Below are 25,340 nucleotides of genomic sequence, written 5' to 3'. Positions count from 1 at the left end.
TTAAAACTGCCACGGTAAGTTATTTTGTTTCCAGCCTTTATCTTGATTATTTCCTTCAAAGCCGTCACTAATATTATAACAATTTTTATAACCTATATTAGTTATAAAATTTGCTGCGATAAATGACCTATATCCTGAACGGCACAGAAAAAATATTATTGCATGAATTTTATCGTTAACGATAGATAAAAAATTATCTTCAAAATCTTTATTCAATTGCCAACTTAGAAAGATCATCTTATTTTTATTATCTAAATGAGGTATCCCCACTTGCTGCCACTCTTCTCTAGTTCTAACATCTACAAGAAAAGCATTATCATTTGAAATTAGCATATCATAAGCTTTTGTAGAACAGATATTTTGAACCGACATATTTATTTTTTTGCTGTTATTGATAATAAAAGTTAATAGAATTTTACCCATGTAGAATGGATTTATTAGAGTGCTGAATTATTAAAGCATTTTAAAATGATCTTGGTATCTGATTATTTTAATAATATTATTATAAAAAATTTTTGCAAGATGTTATATATGAATAAATTAAATAAAAACTCTTTACAAAAGAAACTTGTTTACCGTAGTAAAAATCGCGGTTGCAGAGAAATGGATTATATACTCGGTAGCTTTGCCGAAAAGTACCTATCCTTAATGGATGAAAAAAAACTTGGAAGCTATTCTTTAATACTTGATCAAAATGATAATGATCTTTATAATTGGATTAATAATAAATCTTCTGCTCCTTCTTATCTAGATGCCGAAATAATTGATAAATTACGCAAAATAGCAAAAATATAAACTCCTGTAGAATGTTACAACAAAAATTTCCGGCGGCTGCCAAATCTTTCTTTGCAATTGATAATTTTACTAAGAATCTTAACCAAGATTTCATCTTGAGTGCGAGTAATGAAGAGGAGGCGTTGCAATTATACAAGCAAGCTTTATTTTTTTCTTCTAATGAAAATATTTATTACTTTCCAAGCTATAATACCATCCCTTATGACCATACGTCACCAAATGCAAATATCTTATCTAGACGTGCAGAAACATTAATCAAGCTAACAACAAATAATAGTAATAGCAACAAATTACTCATCACTCATACAGCGAACTTATTAAACAAATTACCGCCGAAAGATTTTTTTTCTAAATATTTTTTGAAATTATCCCCTAAAATGAAATTTACTACGGATGAGCTTGCTATGTTTCTAGTAGAAAATAGTTTTACAAGAAATGCGAGTAGCATCGATGCCGGGGAATTTGCGGTTAGAGGCGAAATCATTGATATAATATTGTCCGGTCCTAAAGCTTATAGAATTCATTTTAGCTGGGGTTATATTGAATCAATAAAAGAATTTGATATTGATACACAAATTTCGACTAAATCCTGCAGGGAGCTTATTATTAGTCCTGCAAATGAGATAGTTTTAAATAGTGAAACTATAGGTAATTTTAAGAATAATTACTTACGAAATTTTGGAGTTAATCATACTGATAATGCTTTATATGAGGCGGTAATATCTGGAAGAAAATTTACAGGATATGAACAATTGCTCCCATTATTTTACGATTCCTGCTCTAACTTAATAGATTATTTAAACGATCCTATTTTCATATTCGATAATTTGTCAAAACAAGCCATTTTAGAATTTGAACATAGTTATAACGATTTTTATTCGGCAAGGTCAGAGGCAAATAAACTTAAATTTAATAGTTTCTATCCCACCCTTTCACCGACTAGCTTATATTTTACCGCTTCTGAAATAACGGAATTACTAGAACAAAAAAATAATATACTACTTACTTTTGAAAACTCAGAGCAAGCTAGCTTAATTGAAAATATCGCTGCTACAAGTTTTATAGAAAAGAAAACGGTTTTCGATAAATTATTTGAGGTTATTAAAGCAAATTCTCATAAGAAAATTATTATAGGCTCAAGCGTTTTAAGTAGTTTTGAGCGGATCAAAAGCATAATTCAAAATTATGAATATAAATATAATGAGATAAATAAATTAGATGAGGCTAAGGCTTCAATAATAAATGTCGCGATAATTCCTTTAAATCAAAGCTTTTATACGAAAGAATATTTATTTATTACCGCTAGCGAATTATTAGAAGAAAAACCTAGCTCTACAAACACTAACAAAAAACTTAAAAATATCTTGCTGGAGCTTGATAATTTAGCTGAAGGCGAATTTGTTGTTCACAAAGATCATGGAATAGGGCAGTTTTTAAAGCTAGAAGCTTTAGAAATCAAAGGCAAACCACATGATTTTTTAAAGATTTTATATGCCGGCAATGATAAATTATATATACCAGTTGAAAGTATAGAGGTAATAAAAAAATACGGCAATGATAATGCGAGGCTTGATAAGCTTGGTAGCGTTGCATGGCAAAGAAGTAAGGCAAAGCTTAAAAAGCGTATAAAAGAGATAGCACTGCATTTAATACAAATAGCAGCTAAAAGGAAACTTAATAGTAGTGCTTCCGTTGAATTTGACCTTGAAGAATATGATAAATTTTGTGCTAATTTTCCTTTCAGCGAAACGGAAGACCAATTAATCGCTATAAACGATATTAAAGAAGATCTAAGCAACGGTATGTTAATGGATAGGTTAATATGCGGTGATGTCGGGTTTGGTAAAACAGAGGTAGCAATGCGTGCCGTCTTTATGGTAGCAAAATCTCTAAATGAACATTTACCTCAAGTAGCCGTAGTTGTACCGACAACTATTTTATGTAGTCAACATTTTTCAAGGTTCATAGAAAGGTTCAAAGGTTTTGGTTTAAATATCAAGCAATTATCTAGCGTTATTAGTTCTAAAGAAGCAAAAATTATAAGATCGGAGCTTGAAAGCGGTAAAATAAATATAATAATAGGCACTCATTCTTTATTACATAAAAATATAAAATTCTTTAATTTGAAATTGTTAATAATCGATGAAGAACAACATTTCGGTGTCGGTCAAAAAGAATTTCTTAAATCGCTAAAATCCTCTTCCCATGTACTTGCAATGTCGGCAACACCGATTCCTCGAACGCTGCAAATGTCAATGACCGGTTTAAAAGACCTTAGCATTATTGCAACGCCGCCTCTAAACAGGCGGGAAGTTCATACCTCGGTTATGCCGTTTGATCCCGTTATTATCAGAGATGCATTATTACGCGAACATTTTAGAGGCGGAAGAAGTTTTTATGTAGTTCCAAGAATTAAAGATATAGAGGATATCGCAAAACAATTAAAACAAATCGTGCCGGAATTAAGCTATAAAATAGCTTACGGAAAAATGACTCCGAGTAAAATTGATGAGGTTATGAGCGAGTTTTATGCCGGCAAATTCGATATACTAGTCTCAACTACTATTATAGAATCAGGAATTGATATAGCCGAGGCAAATACCATGATCATACATAATGCTGATATGCTGGGTCTTAGTCAGCTATATCAATTGCGTGGTCGCATAGGTCGAGGTAAAATGCGGGGTTATGCCTATCTAACGGTAGCAAGTCATAAAAAGATGACATCGCACTCCTTAAGATGCTTAGAGATAATACAAAATAGTTGTGCTTTGGGCTCAGGTTTTACTATTGCAAGCCGTGATATGGATTTACGAGGTTTCGGTAATTTGATAGGTGAAGAACAATCAGGACAAATTAAAGAAGTAGGTACAGAACTCTATCAAGAAATGCTGGAAGAACAAATAGCTATTTTTAAAGATGAACCGATTGTTTCAGAACAACCCTTTATCCCGACTATTAATTTGGGATTATCCGTCTTTATTCCAGATAATTATGTAGCCGATGCAGCTCTTAAACTTGGACTATATAGAAGAATAGGTAATTTAAGTAATGAGATAGAAGTAGAGACATTTAAAGATGAGATGATTGATAGATTCGGTTTACTACCGATTGAATTTAATAATTTACTTGATATTGTAAAAATAAAACTATTATGCTTTAAGTTAAATATTGAAAATCTAGATTCAGGAGATAACGGATTTGTGATTAAATTTTATAAAAATGCCGATATGACTGATAAAATTTTAAAATTCGTTAGTACTTACTCTAATCAGGCAAAAATCAAACCAGATAATAAATTAGTATATATCAAGAAATTAGTAGATAAAAATATAATTGTTGAGGCAAATCAACTACTTTGGAATTTATCGGAGGTGTAGACTCGATGTCATGCCTGCTCTGTCATTGCAAGCAGCCGTAGGCTGCGTGGCAATCTCATGAAATAATAACAAACTCCTGAGATTGCTTCGTCAATTGCTATGCAATTTCCTTGCAATGACGGTAACACGTTTTTAACATAATAAATATGTCCCATAACCTAAAGCAATTATTTCAACAACATAATGTAAAAGGTTTGTCGATTAATTCTAAAACCGTTAAGGATAAAGATATCTTTTTTGCGATTAAAGGACGGAATACTGATGGAAATGATTTTATTAAGGATGCTTTAAGCAAAGGTGCAGTATTAGTAATTACGGACAATAAAAATATTGTTATAGATAAAGTAATTTACGTAAAAGATGTGCAGGCAGCTTTATATGAAGCCATAGAAATATTCTATCCTAAAAAACCAAAGGATCTAATAGCCGTAACCGGTACTAACGGTAAAAGCTCGGTAGTATCCTATATAGCTCAAACATATTCATTACTTGGGAAAAAAGCAGCATCTATAGGTACGATAGGGGTAGAAATATTTGGCTGCGTTAATCTTATAAATGATGTACCGGAATTAACAACTTTAGACTATTTAAGCTTTAGAAAAATTGCTCATAATTTAGCTGAAAATGGTATAGAATATTTAGTTTTTGAAGCTTCTAGTCATGGTCTTGATCAAGCAAGACTTAGGGAAATAAAAGTAAATATCGCATGTTTTACTAGCTTTAGTCAGGATCATCTAGATTACCACCATACAAAAGAAAATTATTTATTAGCCAAACTGAAATTATTTATAAATCATTTATTACCGAACGGTATCGCAATATTAAATTCTGATATAGAAGAAATAGAGTTTGTTAAAGATTATCTACATAATCATAATGTTAAATTTATAACCGTTGGGACAAAAGGTGATTTAGAAATAACTAGACTTAACGGTTCTTTAAAAGGACAAAATATTAATTTTACATTTAATAATAGAGAATATAATTTTAATACCCCGATAATTGGTAGCTTTCAGGCTAGTAATTTATTAATTGCTGTTCTTAGCATTCATTATATTGGTTTTGCTTTTGATGATGTTATAGATTCTTTATTAGAAGTTAAAGCAGTAAAAGGCAGAATGGAGAGAATAGATAACACTAATATCTTCGTTGATTATGCCCACACTCCGGACGCTCTTGAAAAAGCTTTAACGGAACTGAAAAATATTAAATTACGTGATAGTAAGCTAAGCGTAGTTTTTGGCTGCGGCGGTAATCGTGATAAGGCAAAGAGAAGTCTTATGGGGCAAATAGCCGCAAAACGTGCCGATACCATCATAATTACAGATGATAATCCACGCCATGAAGACCCAAAGCTTATTAGAGCTGAAATTATAAGCGGTATAGAGAAAGCAGATTATACAGAAATAGCAAATAGAGAAGAGGCTATTAAATACGGTATAAATAATTTAAAACAAGATGATATCTTATTAGTTGCCGGCAAAGGTCATGAAAATTACCAAATTATAGGCGATAAGAAATTACCTTTTGATGATGCTGAGGTTGTGAGGAAGTGTATAAAAGTTTGTCATCCCGTGGCTTGACCCATAGTACCGGACAGTTTTAAAAAAACTTGATGTCATCCCCGCGGAAGCGGGGATCCAGAAAAATAACTTCAATATTAATACAGAAATGACATATTTGATAAAATAAACATATAAAAAGCTTGTTTTTTATATGTTTACTGGCTTCCCGCCTACACGGGAATGACATAAACACGCCATACAACAACACATAAATAACAAAAACATATGATCTGGAATTCTAAAACTTTAAGTGCTGTTCTCGGTATCACAATCTCTAATTCTATAAATTGTAATGAAGTGCAATTTAATTCCAAAGATGTTAAAAAAGGTAATTTATTTATAGCACTTCAAGGTAATAGAGATGGTCACGATTATGTTCTAGATGCAATAGATAAAGGAGCAGCAGCCGTAATTATTAGTAAGCGAGTAGAGATCAATGATAAAGATAAAATTATCTTAGTAGATGATTGTTTTGAAGCTCTACAAAAAATGGCTTTATATAAACGAGAGAATTCAAAAGCTAAATTTATAGCTATAACAGGCAGCGTTGGTAAAACTTCTACAAAAGAAGCACTGAAAGTATTATTACAACATGATTTTCTAGTTTTTGCTAGCCGAGGTAACTTCAATAACAAACTCGGTATGCTTATTAATCTTGCTTCAATGGCTGATGATACGGAATATGCTATTTTTGAGCTTGGCATGAACCATAAAGGTGAAATAAGAGAGCTGGTTCAAATATTAAAGCCGCATATTGCCATGATTACTAATATTTCAGAGGCTCATTTAGAATTTTTTAACTCGCTTGAAGAGATAGCTGAAGCTAAATGTGAGATTTTTGCAAATTTTAGCAAAAATGATATTGCCGTTATTAATGCCGATACTAATTGCTATAACAAAATATTATCGATATTAAAAAACCTTTTTATCACCGATATACATAGCTTCGGTAGATCAGCTAAAACTTCAGCAGAATTAATTTTATATGAGAACCTAGGAGAGCAAGTCTACTTAAAGTATAAGATAAATAATAAAGTCTTAGATGTAACGATACCGTTTATTCCTCGGCATTTTACCGAAAATTATACCGGTGTACTTTTAATTATCGATATATTAGGTAAAGATATAGAGATAGCTGCAAATCACTTAGCAAATATTTCTCCTACTAAAGGAAGAGGGGAAATTATCAATATACAAAATTGTCGTGTAATTTGTGATTACTATAACGCAAGTCCGCAGTCAATGAAAGCTGCATTAGAATATTTAAAACAAGTACCTGCCGAGAATAAAACTGCTATAATAGGCGATATGCTAGAGCTAGGGGAAAATGCTAAACGATTACATGAGAAACTAGTGCAGTACATATTAGATGCCGCTTGTTCTAAGGTCTATTTAGTAGGAGTAAATACTAAATATATTGATGATTTACTACCTTCCAAAATAGCTAAAAAATACTTTAAAAATGTTGATGAATTAATTACGCATATTACGGATTTATTTGAAGGTAATGAGCTGATTCTAATAAAAGGGTCAAGAGGCGTAAAACTTGATAAGATTGTTGATTATTATAAATAAATACACTAGGATATTCTTAATATTGTGTAGTTTGGTTGCCCGTCATTGCGCGGAAATGACGTAGTAATTGACGAAGCAATCTCAGGATGTTTGACAAGATTGCTGCCGCGCAGTCTACGACTGCGCGCAATGACGATTTGGTATCCAATAACATCAAAATATACTTTTAAATTTAAATCTACAAATGTTATACAATCTTTTACTCCCTCATATCCATAATTCACATATAGCTAATTTATTTCACTATATTACTTTTCGTAGCGGTCTTGCTATTATTATAACTCTAAGCCTTAGCTTTATCACGGGTCCGATATTAATAGAATTTCTGCGATCTATTCAAAAAAACGGTCAGCCTATACGCTCAGACGGACCTGAATCGCATCAAACAAAAGTAGGTACTCCGACAATGGGGGGCATTATGATTATTTTGTCTAGTTGTCTTTCTACTTTATTACTTGCTGATTTAACGAATAAATATATTTGGATTACGTTATTTGGTTTGATTAGTTTCGGTATTATAGGATTTATGGATGATTATGCTAAGGTAACTAAAAATAATCATTACGGAGTAAGAGGAAAAAGTAAGCTTTTACTTCAAGGAATTATTAGCTTCATTATATGTGTTTTACTAGAATATCTAGATAAAAGTCCAAGTCATTTACTTAACGTACCGTTTTTTAAAAATTTAAGTTTGGATCTTGGTTATTGTTATATAGTTTTTGCTATATTTGTTATAGTTGGCTCTTCTAATGCCGTGAATCTAACGGATGGGCTTGATGGTCTTGCTACCGTTCCTATTGCCTTTACTGCCGGTTCTTTTGCTTTAATAAGTTATTTAGTAGGAAATCTAATTTACTCGAACTACTTACAGCTAACCTATATACCACATACCGGAGAGTTAACGGTGTTATGTGCAGGATTAGTCGGTAGCTGCCTTGGATTTTTATGGTTTAATGCACAACCGGCAGAAGTTTTTATGGGCGATACCGGTAGTCTAAGTCTTGGCGGTGTGCTTGGTATTATTAGCGTTATTACTAAGCATGAAATAGTTTTAGCTATAGTCGGCGGCTTGTTTGTTATTGAAACGGCATCCGTAATTTTACAGGTATATTACTTCAAAGCTACTAAAGGAAAAAGAATATTTAAAATGGCACCGCTCCATCATCATTTTGAAAAACACGGCTGGGCAGAATCAAAAGTCGTAATAAGATTTTGGATTATTTCAGTTATATTTGCTCTGATAGGCTTATCATCCTTAAAATTACGTTAACTATATTCGTTTATCTATCTTTTATTTATCAAAATACATTACATAAATTAACTTTCTCTTTGCTTTTGTACAAGAAATTTGCTATAATACTGATATTAATTTATAGTAGGTGTATGGCATGGTTAAAGAAATAGATATAAATAAATTATTAGCACAAGAAAATAATGCTTTAAATGCTATACTAAGCCAAGTACATGAATTATGCAAGCAAAATAAGCAGTTGCAAGGTTTAATCGAAATACAAAATGAAACTAAAGAACTAGAAAAAGAACATAATAGATCGTTGCCTTGGTTTAAAAGATTTGTAAAAACAGTTTCTAATGTAAAGTATATTTTAATCAAAAGTGAAGAACAGTTAACAAATGAAGCAATAAAGTATAATAATAAAATATTAAAAGATATTGATAATAAGATATATAATATAGCGGAAAAATCTGCACCTTTAAAGCAAGCATTACAAGAAGAAATCGAAAAAAATTTTAAGGATTTAACAAAGAAAGATTTATCTAAAGATCAAAGAGCAAGATTATCAGAAGTATTTTTTAGTTATAAGAGTACCCCTGAAAGATTCTCAGCTCTACATATGACCAATCCCTTACAATTCATTAATGCTGAAGAACTAGAGAAACAATATAATTCTTTAAATGCTACAAAACAAAACATCCAAAATTTAATATCCGAAAATTCTAATATCAAAGAACTTAAAGAAATACAAAAACAGGTTGCTGAAATTAGGGCAGAAGTACCTCATACATTTTTTGAAAAATTAAATAATATTTGGCAAAATGTTAAAAATGTTTTTGTAAATAATAGTGAGCAGGTTTTAGCAAAAAACAAAGAGAGTAATACTAGAACAATTAGAAAGATTGATGAACAATTATATAAAACAAAGCATAAATTTGAGGAATTAATTGAAAATAAAGAAAGAAATATTAAGGATATAATTGCAAAATTACCTGACAATGAGGAGTTACAAAAGATAGTAAGTAACCTTACCAATCACATGGCTTCAAAAAAAGAACCAATATTAGCAAATGTGTCCCTAGCTAAACCTTTGGAAAATAATATAACACCACCGCCTCCTTTACCGGAAAATAACATTCCATCACCACCTCCACCTCCACCACCGCCTCCTTTACCGGAAAATAACATTCCATCACCACCTCCACCACCGCCTCCTTTACCGGAAAATAACATTCCATCACCACCTCCACCACCGCCTATGGCTCCGGCTGAGACATTATCTAAGTCTGTAGAAGCTACTACGGTTAAAAAACTGGAAAATCAACCACGTCCTTCTATAGATACTTCTGATTTAATGAGAGAAATAGCAGGGCCAAAAAAACTAAAAAAAGTTGAATTTGACCCTAATACAGGAAAACCGGTTGCACATTCTCATAGTAAGCCTGCTCAGAATGTTAACAAACCTAGTGGACTTGAATCAATTTTCGCACGAAGAGTTGCTATAGAGATGAGTGATAGTAGTAGCAGTGAAAGCGATAGTGGTAACTGGAGTGAGGTTAGTGTTAATAGGAATAAATCAAAAATGCTTAAAACTAAAGGAGAACGAGATGCTAAAATGACTACGCATGCTCAAAAAATTAATAATAGGAACTCACAAAAACCATCATTTGTTAGATAATAAATGTCATTCCCACGGAAGCGGGAATGACATAAAACACCATATAAATCTACCCTTTAAACTTCTTCAACTATTCTTTTACCAAAGAAATTAGCAGTTTTTAAATCGCCTTGAGTAGGAGTAATATCAGGAGAAGATTTGTGGTTAGATTGAGTCATACGTCCTGACCAGCTACCTAAGCGGTTAATTTTATTGGGATCAGGCATCTCATGATCAGAACAATTCGGAGCAGCTTCAGCTTGCCCTACCCAAATCATACAATGCTGCATAGGGAAGTGAAATAGCTGCTGAATACTGCAAACTTATCACCTGAATAAAAAGCAGAATTAGTAAAAGCTGCAGCTATTTTATCTTTCCATTTTTGTTGTGCCCATCTAGTTGAGGTAGCTTCCATAAATATTTTAAACGATCTGGCTAAACTACCCATATAGGTTGGGACTCCAAAAATGATAGCACCTGCATTGTCTCATAAATCCCAATCGAGATTATTAGGTTTATCTTTATTTATTTGTATAAGAAACATTTGCTCCTGCTTCTTTTATGCTCTTATTTAGTTTTTCAGCTACTTTTGCAGTATGACCGTATCTACTATAATATTACGATAGCTACTTTAACCATTTTATTCTCCTATAAATTTACTATAAACTCGGCTTCAGTTTTAGACGTTATTTCTTCAATAGTAACATCGTCAGCTTGTCTAACTAATATCATTGCATCTTTATCAATATCAAAAATTCCAAGATCGGTAATTACTCTGTTAACTACTTTTTTACCTGTTCACGGAAAGTTGCATTCTTTTAATAATTTAGCATCGCCATCTTTTGCGTTATGTTCCATTGTAATAACTACTCTTGTGGTGTTAGTGACCAAATCCATAGCTCCTCCCATACCTTTAACCATTTTACCCGGAATAGTCCAGTTGGCAAGATCGCCTGTTTGTGAGACTTGCATAGCACCTCAAATAGTTAAATAGACATGCGAACCTCTAATCATCCCAAATGAAAAGCTACTGTCGAAATAGCTGCTTTCAGGAATAGCAGTAATAGTTTGCTTACCGGCGTTAATTAAATCAGGATCTTCCTCTCCTGCGTAAGGAAATGGTCCCATACCAATCATACCGTTCTCGCTTTGAAATATTACATTCACTCCTTGAGGTATATAATTTGCTACATGCGTAGGCATACCTATACCAAGATTGACATATAATCCGTCTTTAAGTTCCTCTGCGGTTATTTGATAAATTTCTTCTTTGCTCCAAGGCATATTTTATTTTTCCCTGACAGTTAATTGCTCAATACGTTTCTCATATTTTTCACCTACTATTAATCGCTGTATGAAAATATTAGGTGTGTGAATATTGTTAGGGTCACGCTCTCCCACCTCAACTATTTCCTCTACTTCACAAACTGTAACTTTAGCGGCACCTGCCATGACTGCATTAAAATTTCGTGCAGTTTTATTATAAATCACGTTGCCGCTTTTATCAGCTTTAAAGCCTTTAATAATAGCAAGGTCAGCTTGAAGGGCAGTTTCCATTATATATTTTTTGCCGTTAAACTCCTTGGTTTCTTTACCTTCCTCTACAATTGTACCTATACCTGTTTTAGTATAAAAAGCTGGAATTCCCATACAAGCAGCCCTAATTCGTTCAGCTAAAGTTCCTTGTGGGTTTAGCTCAAGCTCTAAAACCTTATCAAGATATTGTTGCTCAAAAATCTTATTTTCTCCGACATACGAAGAAATCATTTTTTTTATTTGTTTAGTTTGAAGAAGAAGCCCAAGTCCGAAGTTGTCAACACCGCAATTATTGCTTATAACTGTTAAATTTTGAACATTGCTTTTAAGAAGTGCATTTATTAAATTTTCAGGAATACCACATAGACCGAATCCGCCCGACATTATAGTCATGCCGTCATAAAGAAGTCCTTCAAGAGCTCAGCCGAAGGATAGATTTTATTCATAAATTTTAAATTATTTAATATCTATTATTTAAGACATTAGGAAGATTTGCAAAAGAAGTCAAGGACATACACAAGTTTGGTATATTACAAAAATACTGTACAAGAAATTACATTTAACCATTGCTGCTTGTTTTGTGTATTCATCAACAGTATTAGTAACTGAATCAAATATTGATGACAATATAACAATTCAAGAAAATTCTAAAAAAAAATTATAGTTATGTAGTGACTTATAATAAAGATATGTCCTCAAGAGTGAGTAGTAATGTTGCTATGTCATTAATTGAAGGTTACCGTCAATTAGATGATGCTATGTTTGCCGATTCAGATAATATAGCTATGAAGATCTTAAGTTATATTACAAGATTTACTGCTACATCTTGGATTATGGTAGGTAATCATGAAATAGGAGGTTATGGAGCAAGAGCAAAGAATTTGATTTAAAAGTAACAAAATATGAAGTAGATCCTTTTGAGGGTACAACATATTTTAAAACTAAAGATTTTAATTCTTTGCAAGTTCATAAGCACATTGCTATAGATACAGGGGGAATGCAAGCAAGTTATTTGTTATCTGAAAATATTAAAGATAGATACATGGCAAGTCACAAAATTAATCCTACTTACGGTATAGGTTATTTATGGATAAGACTAGAGCAAGCAAGTTATATTTTTAGTACTAAGTTTGATGGCAAAGATAAAAGCGGTAATGATATAAATACATATGTAAAAGCGATTAACTCCATATACGGTAAAAATTATATTACTAAAAATAAAATTTTTCATATGCTTATTTAGATTTATTTGATCCGTTTTTATTCTATTCAGGATATTCATTTATTAACTTAAATAATATGCCGATGATTGCATTAGGACCGGTTAAATATTTACCGGCTACTAGAGCGATACTTGCTCCATACGGTTTAGAGCGTGGTTTAGTTAACCATTTTGTTGTTGATAACAAATATATTCAAGTTAATATTAATTACGGCAAAAATCAAAAATTTAAGTCTTACGGTGTCGGAGTGAAAGCTAATAACTTAGTCAAAGTTGAATTTATCGGTTTAGGTTTAGAAGCGACATTTTGGAATCAGCCTAAAATGTTAACCGCTACCCCTTTAAAAGAAAATTGTAAGCAAGGTGGACTTGGAGCCGTTAATTTTGAGCTTAGCGTAAATGAAACATTTAAGATAGTCGGCTCAGACGGTTACAAAACAGCGGGATTTATAGAAGGTATGCCTTTAAAATCCTCAGCTATAGTTAGAGCAGGGTTAAAATTAGCTTTATAAGAGAAGGCTTTGTTGCATGATTAATATGTCATTCCTGCGAAAGCAGCAAGCCAGAAAAAAGCGCGATACATCAAGCTTTTAATTTTCAACACTTACTGTGTATGCACCGTTTAATTACTGGATTCCCGCTTTTGCAAGAATGACATATTAATCATAATTTGTATATTTTATTATTCTTCTTTTATTATAAAGTATATATATTTGTATATAAGATAATTATGACTATATATGCTAACTATTTTAGAAAAATTCTTATTCTCTTCTGTAAAAACGTTCATCAATATACGTGAAGATACCGTATCTGCTCTTAAAAGGCTTGGTATTAACAATATTCGTGATTTATTATTTTATCTACCTGTTTCATATCAAAATAAAATATTATCGCCTAATTTAACTGAAGTTAGAGACGGTGACATAATCCAAACAGAAATTGTAGTTGAGAGCATTAATTTACCCAAGAAAAGTAGTCAGCCTTTAAAAATTACAGCTAGCAATGATACTGGTTCTTTGTTATTAGTGTTTTTTCATAAACCCCCACCGTTTATTTTTAATAAGCTGCAAGTTGGTACTTCTCATATTATCAGCGGAAAGGTGCAATTTTTTGATCATTACTTGCAAATTGCGCATCCTGAATTTATTGTAAATCCTAAACTCGCAAAAGAAATAGAGCCGATTTATTCCCTGACATATTTACTTAGTAACAAGCAGTTATATTCATATATCATAAAAGCAATAGAGATATTTGAAGAGAAGTGTAAGAGTATAGAAGATAAAGAAGTAAAAGATTATTTAGATATTATATTGCAGAATTTGCAAATGTTGCATGTTTTCCATCATTGCGAGGAGGCATGCATGCCGACAAAGCAATCCAGTAATGTAAAATTAATAAATTCTAGATTGCCACAGCCTCTAAAGGGGCTTCGCAATGACGATTTATATACTAACGCCAAAAAACAATTAGCAGCTAAGGAGCTTATCGCTAATCAAATATCTCTTTTAAATGTACGTACGCAAATAAGTAGAAGACAAGGTAATATTTACCCTAAAGCTGTATCTATTCAAGCAAATATATTAAATGAGCTAGGATTTGAGTTAACCTCTTATCAAAAGCAAGTCATAGAAGAAATAGAGTGTGATCAAAGCGATAAAATAGAAATGATGAGATTGTTGCAAGGCGATGTTGGTTCCGGTAAAACTTTGGTAGCTCTGCTGACGATGGTAAATGTGGTAGCCACTGGATTTCAAGCAACGCTTATGGCTCCAACTGATTTGCTTGCCAATCAGCATTATGAGTTTTTTGTTAAAGCTTTAAAAAATACTAATATAAGAGTCGGATTACTTACAGGTAAGATACTGGGGGCCGCTCGTAAAAATATTATGATACAACTTGACAACAATGAGATTGATATATTAGTCGGCACTCATGCTTTATTTCAAGAAAAAGTAAGTTTTAAGAAATTAGGTTATATAGTTATTGATGAGCAGCATAGATTTGGGGTACAACAGCGTTTGAATTTAATAAATAAAGGAGTAAATCCCGATGTGTTAGTTATGACTGCAACGCCGATTCCTCGAAGTCTTGCACTGACTATGTTTGGTGATATGACTATCTCAAAGCTAATGGGTAAGCCGAAAAGTCGTTTACCTATCGCTACAAATACCATGTCCGTTAATAAGATAGAGCATATTATAGTAGCGATAAATAAGAAGCTTATTGCAGGTGAGCGGGTATATTGGATTTGTCCATTGATAGAGCAGGGAGGGAAAGAAACGCCGGAAGAGGATAGTTTATTGATGGATGTGATGAATCGTTTTAACTCTATCGACAATATCTATCAAGGTTATACCGGTATTATTCACGGTAAGATGAAAAACGAGCAGAAAGACCAAATAATGAAGCAATTTAAGGAAGGTGAAATTAAGATATTAGTTGCAACAACCGTTATTGAAGTCGGAATAGACATACCTGAAGCCACTTTGATAATTATTGAAAATGCTGAGCAATTTGGTCTCGCTCAACTTCATCAGCTTAGAGGTAGAGTAGGGCGGGGTAGTTTGCAGTCATATTGTATATTGTTATACAATCCTAAAAGGCTTAGAAAAGTTGCACGAGGTAGGTTTGAGATAATGAAACAAACTAATGATGGATTTTATATAGCTGAGCAGGATTTAAAACTTCGAGGTAGCGGTGAGATTTTAGGAGTAAAACAAAGCGGCGAAATCGCATTTTTCTTCGCCGATTTAGCGGACGATTATGACCTACTTCTTAAAGCGCATAAATTTGCGGCAATAGGCTCAAAAGGTAATGTAAATTTTGTTAACTTTCAGATCAAGCTCTTTGCCAAATCTCAAGTAAGCGAGCTGGTTTAGTTTGAATATGCTATTTCCGCTTGACATTGGCGTTGTTGCATGGATCGATTTTTCCGTCATTGCGAGAAGAATTACGCAGTAATTCGATAAAGCAATCTCGTGCCAAAATCCTGAGATTGCCGTGCTCCTTTCAGTCGCTCGCAATGATGAAAAACCGTACCGTGCAAGCAAGCTGTTTTATAAAATCTAGAATACTATAAGTTAAAGTTAATCCTGTGTGATTTCAGCAAGTCTAGTAAACAGAGCGTCAATCATATCCCAGCCTTTTTTTTGAATAGTGAGTAAAGAAGAATCATTAATGTTTATTTGTTTTAATAAAGCTATTCCCATTTGTTCATGTTCAGGATCAAGATACATATGTGTTTTGAAATGTTTTGCTGCTTTATGATTAAAAAATATTGATCCTAGTTTTGCATAAAATATAGTAGCACAAGATTCTATTACTAAATGGACAAGGACGGCTCTTTCACTATCTCCAAGAGTCATCATTTTTAGCGTAAACCAAGAACCTAAGGCCTCAAAAATCGAATCTGTAGTTTCTTCATTATTTTCTAGATTTTGGAATAATTCTATATTATGTCCAAATTCATCAGTAAGATGCTCCCATGCAAGTTGTTGAAATTCTTTTGTTTCAGAAAACACTACTCTTGCTAATACCATTTTTTGAAATGCGTCTGACCAAAGCCGAAAATGTTTAAGAAATTTATTTTTTCGTAGCGTACTATCTAACTTAATTTTAAATAATTTGTTTTTTTTAAATTGCTCTTTATATTGTTCATTATCCAACATTAAACGATCTATTATATTCATATATTTAAATATATTAATAATCCAACATTAAACGATCTATTATATTCATATATTTAAATATATTAATATTAACTAAATTACGCTGTCACTTATTATTAATGTTTATTTACCAATTTTTAAAACCATATGTGTATTTATAGATGAATATGAATTGTAAGATCATAATGTGTATGCAGTAAATATATAAAACATTGCGACTTATCCATTTTAGATTTATAGCTATTTTTTGTGAATAATCGCTTAGGATCATTAATATATAGGTAATTGTTAAGAAAGTGAGGTTTAAAATTAAGTCAGTATTTGAAAAATTAAACTCATTAAAGGAAATCGCAAGAGTAAAAAGAGTTGAATGCACGAAAGAAGCAAAAATTGCTATAAAACAGCAAAGTTTTAAGTTTGCCTGCTCATGTTTTGAAATAAATCCAAGTATCATTGTAGCAATTACAAGCGTCCCGTAATCAATCAAAGCCCAGCTAATATACCACAATAGTACCATTATAATTGCATGACAATAACCGCTATAGAAAAAGCGAGTTAAAGAATTACGAAAATAATAAATATACCATTGCCCTAAATAGATAGAGATTAGAATATTTGTAGTAAGAAACTGTTTAAATAGTACAGTGGTATATATTTGTAATAAAACACCGAATATTATTATATGGGTTTTTGGTTTATCATGAAAATTATAACCGGCAAAAAAGCAAAATACTGGCATAGTTGTACGACCTATGATCCGCATAATTGTTAATTCAGGATATAGATATAAACCTACATGATCAATGATCATGGCTATAATAGCTAAGGCTTTTAGCCAATCCTGATAATTTGATTGGTGCTTATTTTTTGTTGTTATCATAATTAACCGCTTTTAATAAATATGCCGTGCCGAAAAATGCTCCCATTCCAACTGCAATTGTACTACCTAGCATACAGACTTTAATCAGTAAATATTCCGAATAAAAATATTCTAAATAATAATGCTTTATTAAAGCAATTATAATAGACATTAATATACAGCATAACAAAATTTTACCGCAGAAAAGTTTTATACCGGCTTCTATATGAAGCTTATTTTGTTTTGTAGTATAGCTATATAATAAACCTAGATTATACCAAGCTGCAATAGATGTACCGACTGCAATACCGATATGTTTCAAAGAATCCATTAATAATAGGTTCATGCCGGTATTAATTATTATGGACAATAAGGTTATTTTGAGCGGTGTTTTAGTATCTCCGTTAGCATAAAAAATAGGAGTTAAAATTTTTGCCAAAATAAAAGCAGGGAGCCCAAGTGCAAACGCAGAAATAGCCTCAGCTGTATTTGTAGTATCTTGGCTCGTGAATACTCCTCTTTCATAAATTATATTAATAATCGGATGAGATAGAATTATAATACCGAATGTAGCAGGCAACGATAATAATAATCCCATTCTAATAGCATTATTCTGTATTTTTTTTGCAGCTACTATATCATTTGATTTATAGATTTTTGACAGCTCAGGTAGCAATATAGTAGAGAAGCTAGTACCTATTATTGATAGAGGAAATTGATATATCCGGTCGGCATAAGATAATATAGAAATAGCACCTTCAATAAAGCTAGCAATAGATTGGGATATGAAAAGGTTTAATTGCTGTATGCCGGAGCTAATGGTTGCCGGTCCCATATTAATCAAAAGCTTTTTTACATCGGGATCGCTTGGGTTAAAAATTATTGGAAAGTTTAAATCCGCTCTTTTCACACAGACAAACATAAACGAAACTTGTAATATTCCGGCCATTATTAAAGATAAGCTAATTGAGATAGTAGCTTCTATATAATGATCAAATGTTAAAGTAAAAATTATTACGCATATACTTAAAATAACCGGTGAAAAAGCAAATGCAGCGAATTTTTTTATAGAGTTTAATATTCCGCCAAGTAGAGCCGTTAATGAAACAAATATTAAATAAGGTATTGTAATTCGGCATAAAAATACCGTAAGCTCAAACTTTTCTTTTTTACCGTGAAATCCAGGAACAATAAACAGCATTAATTGTGGCATGAAGATTTGCATTAATGCTATTATTACTATTAATGTCAGAAGTAAAAGGGTAAAAATCTCACCTGAAAAATTATTAGCGGCTTTCTTAGAAATAAGCATTTTTTCATTATAAATAGGAATGAATACGCTTGATAATGCTCCTTCTGCAAAAATTCTTCTAAATAGATTCGGTAGTTTAAAAGCAACATTAATGCTATCACCCATAGGCGTAGAGCCGAATAATGATGCGATAAACTGTTCACGCACTAAGCCAAATATGCGAGAAATTAATGTGAAAAAAGCTACTACGACTCCTGAACGAAATAATCGACTTCTTGCATAACTTGCCTCTAAAGGTAATTTGTGCGTCAATCCGGTACTCGCATTCTCACGTACTAAAGTGTACGCTGCGGTGCTGTGTTCCGTGTTTCCTTTAAATTCCTCTTTATTAGCTACGTTATGCAAGAAGTCGGTCACTGTTTGTTTTTTATCTTATTTTTCTGATGCCATTCCCGCGGAGGCGGGAATCCAGTAAAACCTATAAAAAATAAAAACTTCTTTTTATAGGTTTATTTTGTTAATTAATGTGTAATTGTTGAGATCGGGATTAAGGCTACTGTTTCTGGATTCCTGCCTCTGCGGGAATGACATCAAGCACCATGCAAGCAACGTCATGAATTCTTATCCCTAGCTGACCCTCTATCTATTCCTTCATTGATTAAAGCGTCTGCTTTTGATTTATTTTCCCATCCAGTCACTTTAACCCATTTACCTTTTTCTAAATCTTTATAATGCTCAAAGAAATGCACGATACGTTTCTTGAGCATGTCACATAAATCATCTAGCTCTTTAATATGATCGAAAGTAATATCGAGCTTAGAAGTCGGTACTGCGATTATTTTCTCATCAAGCCCTGATTCGTCTTCCATCATCAATACACCGACTGCTCGGCATTGTATAACCGACCCAGGCACTACCGGATGATGAGCTACGACAAGTACGTCTACCGGATCACCGTCATTTGAAAGAGTATGAGGAATAAAACCGTAATTGCATGGATAGCTCATGGTAGTTTGCATAAAGCGATCAACAAAAATTGCTCCTGATTCTTTGTCAAATTCGTATTTGATTGGACCGCTATTCATCGGAATTTCGATAATTACGTTTATTTCGTAATTATTTGCTTTTGCTTTGATTTTATCTATAAACATGTTTTTATTTATTTAGTTTAGTTGTTTTTCGTCATTGCGAGGAGAATTACAACGTAATTCGACGAAGCAATCTCAGGCCTATTTTACTAGATTGCCACGTCGCTTCGCTCTTCGCAATGACGTTGTTATTGCGGAGGTCTGTAATTCTCATCATGCTTTGCAAGTAATTGTCTTGCTATAAATTTCCCGTTCGATAATTGCCCGATGGCAATAATTCCTTGTCCTTTACGAAATAGAGCCGGAAGGGCTCCTTGATATAATATCTCGAAATCCTTAATATTATCGGTAATAACAAAACTTATCTTATCATCAGCAATTTTATTTATTGAGTCTGTTTTAACAAGCCCACCGACTCTTAACTCTTTGCCTTGTTCTATTTCATTAATTTTTGACGGCGGCAAAAAAAATACTATATTTTTCTCTAAATTGTAAAGTATTATACTAATTCCTAAACATGCTGAGCAGAAACAAATAATTATTGTTATGAATCTATTTCTTACTCTCTTTTGCATTAAAGTGCTGTTTATTTTTCAATGACTTGTAATTTAAAAAACTTACAATTAACAATGTCGCTAAGGTTAAAAAGGTAAATAAATACGCTACCGATATATAATTATTCATTTCTTAAAAATTCCATAATTTCCTTAGGTGAAGAATCTAAATAGAAATGTTTCAGATATTTTCCGTTTGCATCGATTAAATATGTAAAAGATGAATGATCAAGCATATAGTTCGGGTCGTCATCATCACCATGCACACGAGCATAGAAGACCTTGAATTTATCAGTTACATCTTTTATTTGCTGCTCGTTACCGGTAAGACCTATAAATTTCGGATGAAAATGTTTTAGATATTCTTTAAGTGCTATAGGAGTATCACGTTTTGGGTCAATAGTGATAAAAACAGGTAGAATATCTATTTTATGTTTATTTAAAATTTCTACAATCTCTGTCATTTTATTTAGAGAGGTTGGGCATATATCAGGACAACTAGTAAATCCAAAGTAAATGAGGCTTAAGTTGCCTTTCAACTTATCACTATTAAATATCTCTCCATTTTGGTCTATTAGTTCAAAATCACCGCCGATTTTTACGTTATCTTCATAGATATTAACTTGACCGGCAAGTGGCTTTTCAGGCGTTCTTAAAGATAACAACAAATATAATGCTCCTACTCCTATTAATAAGCTAATTACGATAATTATTTTTATAACATTTGACTGTATTTTCATAAGATATTATCCATTTTTGCGTTGTCATCCTAGCTGGTCCTGCTGTATGGCTCTTATGTTATTCCTGCGAAAGCAGGAATCCAGAGAAAAGTGAAAATGTCATACCGTGGCTTGACTACGGTATCTTATATCACAGGCCGTGTTCTGAGATCCCGCAATCAAGTTGCGGGATGACATTAAAGGTTACTGGATTCCCGCTTTCGTGGGAATGACATAAAAAGACCATACAACAAAGTCTACTCTTTTACACAAGCCCTAATTTTTTAGGTTTAAAATATTGTACCCAAATATCTATTAACAATTTAGTAATGATAATCGCCGAAAACATTGAAGATATAATCCCGATAGTTAATGCAACGGCAAAACCTTTTATTGCACCTACTCCAAATATATAAAGTAAAAAAGCAACGATTAAAGTAGTTAGGTTAGCATCAAGGATAGTGGCAAACGCAGATTCAAAACCGGTTCTAATAGCATAAAGATTAGACACTCCTTTATGCAGTTCCTCTTTAATTCTTTCGTAAATCAATACATTAGCATCAACAGCCATACCCATAGTGAGTATTATTCCTGCAATGCCCGGCAGAGTTAAAGTAGCTTGGAAAAGTGAAAGTAAAGCTAAAATATATAACAATGCAAGGCTTAAGGCTATATTGGCAAATAAACCAAGCACACCGTAAGACCAAACCATAAATATACACACTGCTATAAATCCTATAAGTCCTGCCTTTTTGCCTGACTCTATAGAATCAGCACCCAAATTTGGACCTATACTTCTCTCTTCAATAATTTTAAGTGGGGCAGGAAGCGAACCGGCTCGCAATAATAGTGCAAGCTCATTTGCCGACTCAACGGTAAAATTTCCTGTTATTATACCGCTTCCGCCCATAATTGCTCCGTTTATCATTGGAGCACTTAGTAATTTATTGTCTAAAACTATAGCAAGGCGTTTACCGGTATTATTTTTAGTTATTGCACCAAATATTTTACTACCTAAATTGTTGAAAGAAAAAGCCACTACCGCTTGCGAATTTTGGTCAAAAGAAGCTGAAGCGGTTGTAAGCTGATCCCCACCCAAAACAACTTTTTTCTTTATAACGACATAATACTCCCCATGACTTTCGTTATCTCCCTTAACTAGCATTGAACCTACTGGAACATGTCCTTTTACCGCTTCTTCGATATTGGCATTTTCATCAACTAAATGAAAAGTTAGCTTTGCAGTTTTCCCTAATATATTCTTCAGGTAAGAGGGATTTTCTTCACCGGGAACTTGCAGTAATATATGCTTATCGCCTTGTTTCTGTAGGGTCGGCTCTTTAGTGCCGGTACTATCAACTCTCATGCGAACGATCTCAATAGATTGGTCTACTACCTTATTAAGTAAGTCATTTAATCTAGATTCGCTGTAGCTAAGCTTTATTTTATTTTCATTTACTTCAGCGATAATTTCTGGATCGATTTTATTAATTATTTTCTTTAACTGCTTTAATTTCTCAGGCGATCTTACTTCTAATTGAATGCTATTTTGTCTAACTAACAGATTTTTATAGCCGATTTTATCCTCACGAAAATTTTTGCGTAAAGTGTCGGCAAGATTTTCCATTGAATCATTTAAGTAGGTGTCAAAATCAACATCGAGTAATAAATGGGCTCCTCCTCTAAGATCAAGTCCTAGATTTACTGAATCATGAGGTAGAAACTTAGAGTTTACCTGCATGAAATTAGGTAAGGCACAAATAACCGCAAAAACCGTACATATAATTGAAAGAAAAATTTTCCACTTAGGAAGATTTTGCACCGCTTACCCTCTTATTTTTTTTGTTTTCTTTTTTTACTGCTACTTCTTTTGTACGACTAGTTATATCGATAATAGCACTTTTTAAAACTTTAATACGTACATCTTTAGCTATTTCGATTTCAATATTATTGTCATTTTCACTTACTTTAGTCACAATACCATAAATGCCGCTATTTGTTAGAACTTCTTCGCCTTTTTTAACTTCACTTACTAATTTCTCTCTTTCTTTGCGTCGTGTTTCTTGTGGACGTAATAATAAGAAGTAAAATACAGCAAAAATTAAAACCATCGGTATTAAGCTTGTTAACCCTGATTGTAAAGAATTTGTTTCTGCAGGCACTACCTCAGTTTCCTGTATTTCTATAGTGTCATTATTATTTGCCTGATTATCTTGCGTATTTGCTGACATATGTAATTTCCTAATTGTTGCAATAGTCTTCCTGTATAACCTCTTTCTAAAAGTAATTTTTATACCTTTGATACTTCAAGCTTTGGTACGTCAAATTTTAGGCTTCGCCTTTGCTCATGTAGTTTTCTACGCTCCGCAGGTTCACCACTTACTTGGCTTCCAACTTTTGAAGTATCTGCGGTATACATCACTCGGGTACTCGCATCTCACGTCCCTTTTTGTACGCTGCAGTGCTGCGTGCCGTGTTTCCTTAAAATTTCTCTTTATAAGATAGGTTATGCACTAAGTTTAATAAAATAAAAATAGCTACCTAATAGCTTTAATGCAAGGGTAAAATAATAATATAAAATACATTTAAATATATTTTATACTAATATAAGTTATCACAAAACCGATAAATGGCTATTTTTATGACAGTTATAACTACTAGAATTTCTAATGCACTAGATATTATACTTTCTAATGTTGTTAAGGAAATCGATAGACCAAAAGGATATATTATACGTAAAGCAATAGAAAGTTATATAGCAGAAAAAGCAGATTTATTAATTGCTGTGTCTTGTGTAGAAACAAGAGAAGAAGTAATTTCATTAGAAGATATTAAGAACAAATATGGTTTGGAAGATTGAATTTATAATAAACTTACTGATGTCATTTGCAAAAGGGCGTTGTTGCTTGGCTCGAAAAACATGCTCTATGTCATTCCCGCCTACGCGGGAATGACATAAAATGGACAAAATCACTGGAGCGGGTGAAGGGATTCGAACCCTCGACTTCAACCTTGGCAAGGTAGTGCTCTACCCCTGAGCTACACCCGCTTAAATAAAATAACGGCGTTTTAATGTAAAAAGTTTAAGGGGATCAAAATTAATTACATCAAAACGCCTTAGTGCTTTTTAATCTAAGCGCATCTGAATATAAGTAATTATAAGATAAATTGCAAGTATTAAATTAGAAATTTATTGGCATTGCTAAATAAAGATATATTTTTTAATAAATTAACGCCATTGCAAGGCAATGACAAAGTATATTGACTAAGCAATCTAGTTAAAAACTCTGTAAACTAGAATTTATTATTATTTTTTTAGATTGATACGCTCCTTTCAGTCGCTCAGCTCATTACGACACCTGTCTTGAGTTAGCAATGCTGTAAAAAATCTAATTTTGTTAACTTGACTTTTATTGTTATATAAAACAGTATAGTTCTTTATTAATTTTAACTAATCTGTAAAAAAGTATGTGAAGTTACGCAAAAGAGCAAAAAAGTTTAGCCCGTAATCAACAATAGGACTACTATCGATAGGTACGTTTCTTGCATATTGTGATCTCACGCTTGTACACATGGCGGTAATACTTAACGAGCTATTTTTTCCTGAAGCCGATGTACGAGCAGCTTCTCTATATTCTGCCATTGCATATTGTGCAACATATGTATTTAGACCTATCGGTGCTTTAATATTCGGTTGGATAGGAGATACTATAGGTCGTAAGGCAACGGTCATTATTACAACTTTTTTAATGTCGCTTTGTTATCTTATAATGGCTAATTATAAAAACTTATGCCGAAATTGGTATTACGGGGACTTTTGTAGTAACTGCGTGTCGTATCGCTCAGGGGATGTCCTTTATAAGGGAGGTAGTAGGTGCCGAGCTTTATCTAACCGAAATGACAAAAATTCCTCAACGTTATTGGGTGGTGGCTTCGCTTGTTGTTTTTGTAATTTTAGGTGCAACCGTGTAGCATTGGCGGTAGGAACACTTGTTACTTCTTTTGGACTTGATTGGCGTATTGCATTGTGGTTTGGAGCAGCTATTGCTATAGTTGGTGCTGTTGTAAGGACAAAGCTTAGGGAGACTCAAGATTTCATTGATGCAAAAAGACAAATAAAGAAAACTTTAATAAACCAACAGCAATAGCTTTCTTTTTGGTACATTGTGGAGCCCCGTTATGGTTTTATATTGTTTATATTTATTGCAGTAATATGCTAAAAACTCATTATAA

Annotated in this window: 24 protein-coding genes, 1 tRNA gene and 2 pseudogenes; 12 read left to right on the top strand and 15 right to left on the bottom strand. The window is 32.8% G+C overall.

Annotation, left to right across the window (positions count from 1 at the left end; all coding sequences use genetic code 11):
• The gene (locus ACHBLB_RS07310) at positions 1–372 is read right to left on the bottom strand and encodes a rhodanese-like domain-containing protein (protein WP_062811891.1); all 372 of its coding nucleotides are present in this window, start codon (positions 370–372) and stop codon (positions 1–3) included.
• Between the two features lie 159 nt (positions 373–531).
• Between ACHBLB_RS07310 and ACHBLB_RS07305 the strand changes: the two genes are divergently transcribed.
• The 6 genes from ACHBLB_RS07305 to rickA all read left to right on the top strand — a co-directional run bounded on the left by ACHBLB_RS07305 (position 532) and on the right by rickA (position 10,227).
• Positions 532–795 (top strand): succinate dehydrogenase assembly factor 2, encoded by a 264-nt coding sequence (locus ACHBLB_RS07305; protein WP_475841710.1) that lies wholly within the window; start codon positions 532–534, stop codon positions 793–795.
• 11 nt (positions 796–806) lie between these two features.
• Positions 807–4,175, top strand: coding sequence for a transcription-repair coupling factor (gene mfd / locus ACHBLB_RS07300; protein WP_475841708.1), 3,369 nt, complete (start codon positions 807–809; stop codon positions 4,173–4,175).
• Between the two features lie 146 nt (positions 4,176–4,321).
• Positions 4,322–5,758: a UDP-N-acetylmuramoyl-L-alanyl-D-glutamate--2,6-diaminopimelate ligase gene (locus tag ACHBLB_RS07295; RefSeq protein ID WP_475841706.1), complete on the top strand. Its 1,437-nt coding sequence runs from the start codon at positions 4,322–4,324 to the stop codon at positions 5,756–5,758.
• 207 nt (positions 5,759–5,965) lie between these two features.
• A complete protein-coding gene (locus tag ACHBLB_RS07290; RefSeq protein ID WP_475841704.1) occupies positions 5,966–7,315 on the top strand; it encodes a UDP-N-acetylmuramoyl-tripeptide--D-alanyl-D-alanine ligase in 1,350 nt (449 codons plus the stop codon).
• 184 nt (positions 7,316–7,499) lie between these two features.
• Positions 7,500–8,585 carry a phospho-N-acetylmuramoyl-pentapeptide-transferase gene (mraY, locus tag ACHBLB_RS07285; RefSeq protein WP_475841702.1) on the top strand — a complete coding sequence of 362 codons (1,086 nt, stop codon included), beginning with the start codon at positions 7,500–7,502 and terminating at the stop codon, positions 8,583–8,585.
• Positions 8,586–8,703: 118 nt separating this feature from the next.
• Positions 8,704–10,227, top strand: a complete 1,524-nt coding sequence (gene rickA / locus ACHBLB_RS07280) for an Arp2/3 complex-activating protein RickA (RefSeq protein ID WP_475841700.1) — start codon at positions 8,704–8,706, stop codon at positions 10,225–10,227.
• Positions 10,228–10,283: 56 nt separating this feature from the next.
• Here rickA and ACHBLB_RS07275 read toward each other — a convergent pair whose 3' ends face one another.
• The 4 genes and pseudogenes from ACHBLB_RS07275 to ACHBLB_RS07260 all read right to left on the bottom strand — a co-directional run bounded on the left by ACHBLB_RS07275 (position 10,284) and on the right by ACHBLB_RS07260 (position 12,135).
• Positions 10,284–10,484, bottom strand: coding sequence for a transcriptional regulator (locus tag ACHBLB_RS07275; protein ID WP_475841698.1), 201 nt, complete (start codon positions 10,482–10,484; stop codon positions 10,284–10,286).
• Entirely contained in the window at positions 10,481–10,654 is a 174-nt protein-coding gene (locus ACHBLB_RS07270) for a flavodoxin family protein (protein WP_041472167.1), read from the bottom strand. Before ACHBLB_RS07270 ends, ACHBLB_RS07275 begins: the two co-directional genes overlap by 4 nt.
• Positions 10,655–10,854: 200 nt before the next feature.
• Positions 10,855–11,490 (bottom strand): annotated as a pseudogene (locus ACHBLB_RS07265) (3-oxoacid CoA-transferase subunit B).
• Positions 11,491–11,493: 3 nt separating this feature from the next.
• Positions 11,494–12,135 carry a CoA transferase subunit A gene (locus tag ACHBLB_RS07260; protein ID WP_475841696.1) on the bottom strand — a complete coding sequence of 214 codons (642 nt, stop codon included), beginning with the start codon at positions 12,133–12,135 and terminating at the stop codon, positions 11,494–11,496.
• 278 nt (positions 12,136–12,413) lie between these two features.
• Between ACHBLB_RS07260 and ACHBLB_RS07255 the strand changes: the two genes are divergently transcribed.
• From ACHBLB_RS07255 to ACHBLB_RS07240, 4 genes are all read left to right on the top strand, one after another.
• Complete coding sequence (locus ACHBLB_RS07255; RefSeq protein WP_475841694.1) at positions 12,414–12,632, top strand: hypothetical protein; 219 nt, start codon at positions 12,414–12,416, stop codon at positions 12,630–12,632.
• 68 nt (positions 12,633–12,700) lie between these two features.
• Positions 12,701–12,985, top strand: a complete 285-nt coding sequence (locus ACHBLB_RS07250; protein WP_475841692.1) for a hypothetical protein — start codon at positions 12,701–12,703, stop codon at positions 12,983–12,985.
• A 56-nt stretch (positions 12,986–13,041) separates the two neighbouring features.
• A complete protein-coding gene (locus tag ACHBLB_RS07245) occupies positions 13,042–13,476 on the top strand; it encodes a hypothetical protein (protein ID WP_475841690.1) in 435 nt (144 codons plus the stop codon).
• A gap of 228 nt (positions 13,477–13,704) precedes the next feature.
• Positions 13,705–15,846, top strand: a complete 2,142-nt coding sequence (locus tag ACHBLB_RS07240; RefSeq protein WP_475841688.1) for an ATP-dependent DNA helicase RecG — start codon at positions 13,705–13,707, stop codon at positions 15,844–15,846.
• 207 nt (positions 15,847–16,053) lie between these two features.
• Here ACHBLB_RS07240 and ACHBLB_RS07235 read toward each other — a convergent pair whose 3' ends face one another.
• The 9 genes and pseudogenes from ACHBLB_RS07235 to ACHBLB_RS07195 all read right to left on the bottom strand — a co-directional run.
• Complete coding sequence (locus tag ACHBLB_RS07235; protein ID WP_475841686.1) at positions 16,054–16,656, bottom strand: hypothetical protein; 603 nt, start codon at positions 16,654–16,656, stop codon at positions 16,054–16,056.
• Between the two features lie 106 nt (positions 16,657–16,762).
• The gene (locus ACHBLB_RS07230) at positions 16,763–17,515 is read right to left on the bottom strand and encodes a TraX family protein (RefSeq protein ID WP_475841684.1); all 753 of its coding nucleotides are present in this window, start codon (positions 17,513–17,515) and stop codon (positions 16,763–16,765) included.
• Positions 17,496–19,058 carry a murein biosynthesis integral membrane protein MurJ gene (gene murJ, locus ACHBLB_RS07225; RefSeq protein ID WP_475842810.1) on the bottom strand — a complete coding sequence of 521 codons (1,563 nt, stop codon included), beginning with the start codon at positions 19,056–19,058 and terminating at the stop codon, positions 17,496–17,498. Before murJ ends, ACHBLB_RS07230 begins: the two co-directional genes overlap by 20 nt.
• Positions 19,059–19,357: 299 nt before the next feature.
• Positions 19,358–19,897 (bottom strand): inorganic diphosphatase, encoded by a 540-nt coding sequence (gene ppa / locus ACHBLB_RS07220; protein WP_475841682.1) that lies wholly within the window; start codon positions 19,895–19,897, stop codon positions 19,358–19,360.
• Between the two features lie 125 nt (positions 19,898–20,022).
• Positions 20,023–20,409: a cytochrome c maturation protein CcmE gene (ccmE, locus tag ACHBLB_RS07215; RefSeq protein WP_475841680.1), complete on the bottom strand. Its 387-nt coding sequence runs from the start codon at positions 20,407–20,409 to the stop codon at positions 20,023–20,025.
• Between the two features lie 101 nt (positions 20,410–20,510).
• A complete protein-coding gene (locus ACHBLB_RS07210; RefSeq protein WP_012736692.1) occupies positions 20,511–21,128 on the bottom strand; it encodes an SCO family protein in 618 nt (205 codons plus the stop codon).
• A 244-nt stretch (positions 21,129–21,372) separates the two neighbouring features.
• Complete coding sequence (gene secD, locus ACHBLB_RS07205) at positions 21,373–22,929, bottom strand: protein translocase subunit SecD (protein WP_475841678.1); 1,557 nt, start codon at positions 22,927–22,929, stop codon at positions 21,373–21,375.
• Positions 22,913–23,338: a preprotein translocase subunit YajC gene (gene yajC / locus ACHBLB_RS07200; protein WP_475841676.1), complete on the bottom strand. Its 426-nt coding sequence runs from the start codon at positions 23,336–23,338 to the stop codon at positions 22,913–22,915. Before yajC ends, secD begins: the two co-directional genes overlap by 17 nt.
• A gap of 62 nt (positions 23,339–23,400) precedes the next feature.
• Positions 23,401–23,642 (bottom strand): annotated as a pseudogene (locus tag ACHBLB_RS07195) (palindromic element RPE1 domain-containing protein); the annotation flags it as partial.
• 94 nt (positions 23,643–23,736) lie between these two features.
• On the opposite strand from ACHBLB_RS07195, the gene ACHBLB_RS07190 reads away from it, so the two are divergent.
• On the top strand, positions 23,737–23,967 hold the full coding sequence (locus ACHBLB_RS07190; RefSeq protein WP_475841674.1) for an antitoxin of toxin-antitoxin stability system: 231 nt from the start codon (positions 23,737–23,739) through the stop codon (positions 23,965–23,967).
• Positions 23,968–24,081: 114 nt separating this feature from the next.
• On the opposite strand, the gene ACHBLB_RS07185 is transcribed toward ACHBLB_RS07190, so the two are convergent.
• A tRNA-Gly gene (locus ACHBLB_RS07185) sits at positions 24,082–24,156 on the bottom strand.
• A 523-nt stretch (positions 24,157–24,679) separates the two neighbouring features.
• On the opposite strand from ACHBLB_RS07185, the gene ACHBLB_RS07180 reads away from it, so the two are divergent.
• Entirely contained in the window at positions 24,680–25,255 is a 576-nt protein-coding gene (locus ACHBLB_RS07180; protein ID WP_475841672.1) for an MFS transporter, read from the top strand.
• Positions 25,256–25,340 lie beyond the last annotated feature (85 nt).

The sequence above is a fragment of the Rickettsia lanei genome (assembly GCF_056242675.1).
This window is presented reverse-complemented; position numbering and strand designations above follow the sequence as displayed.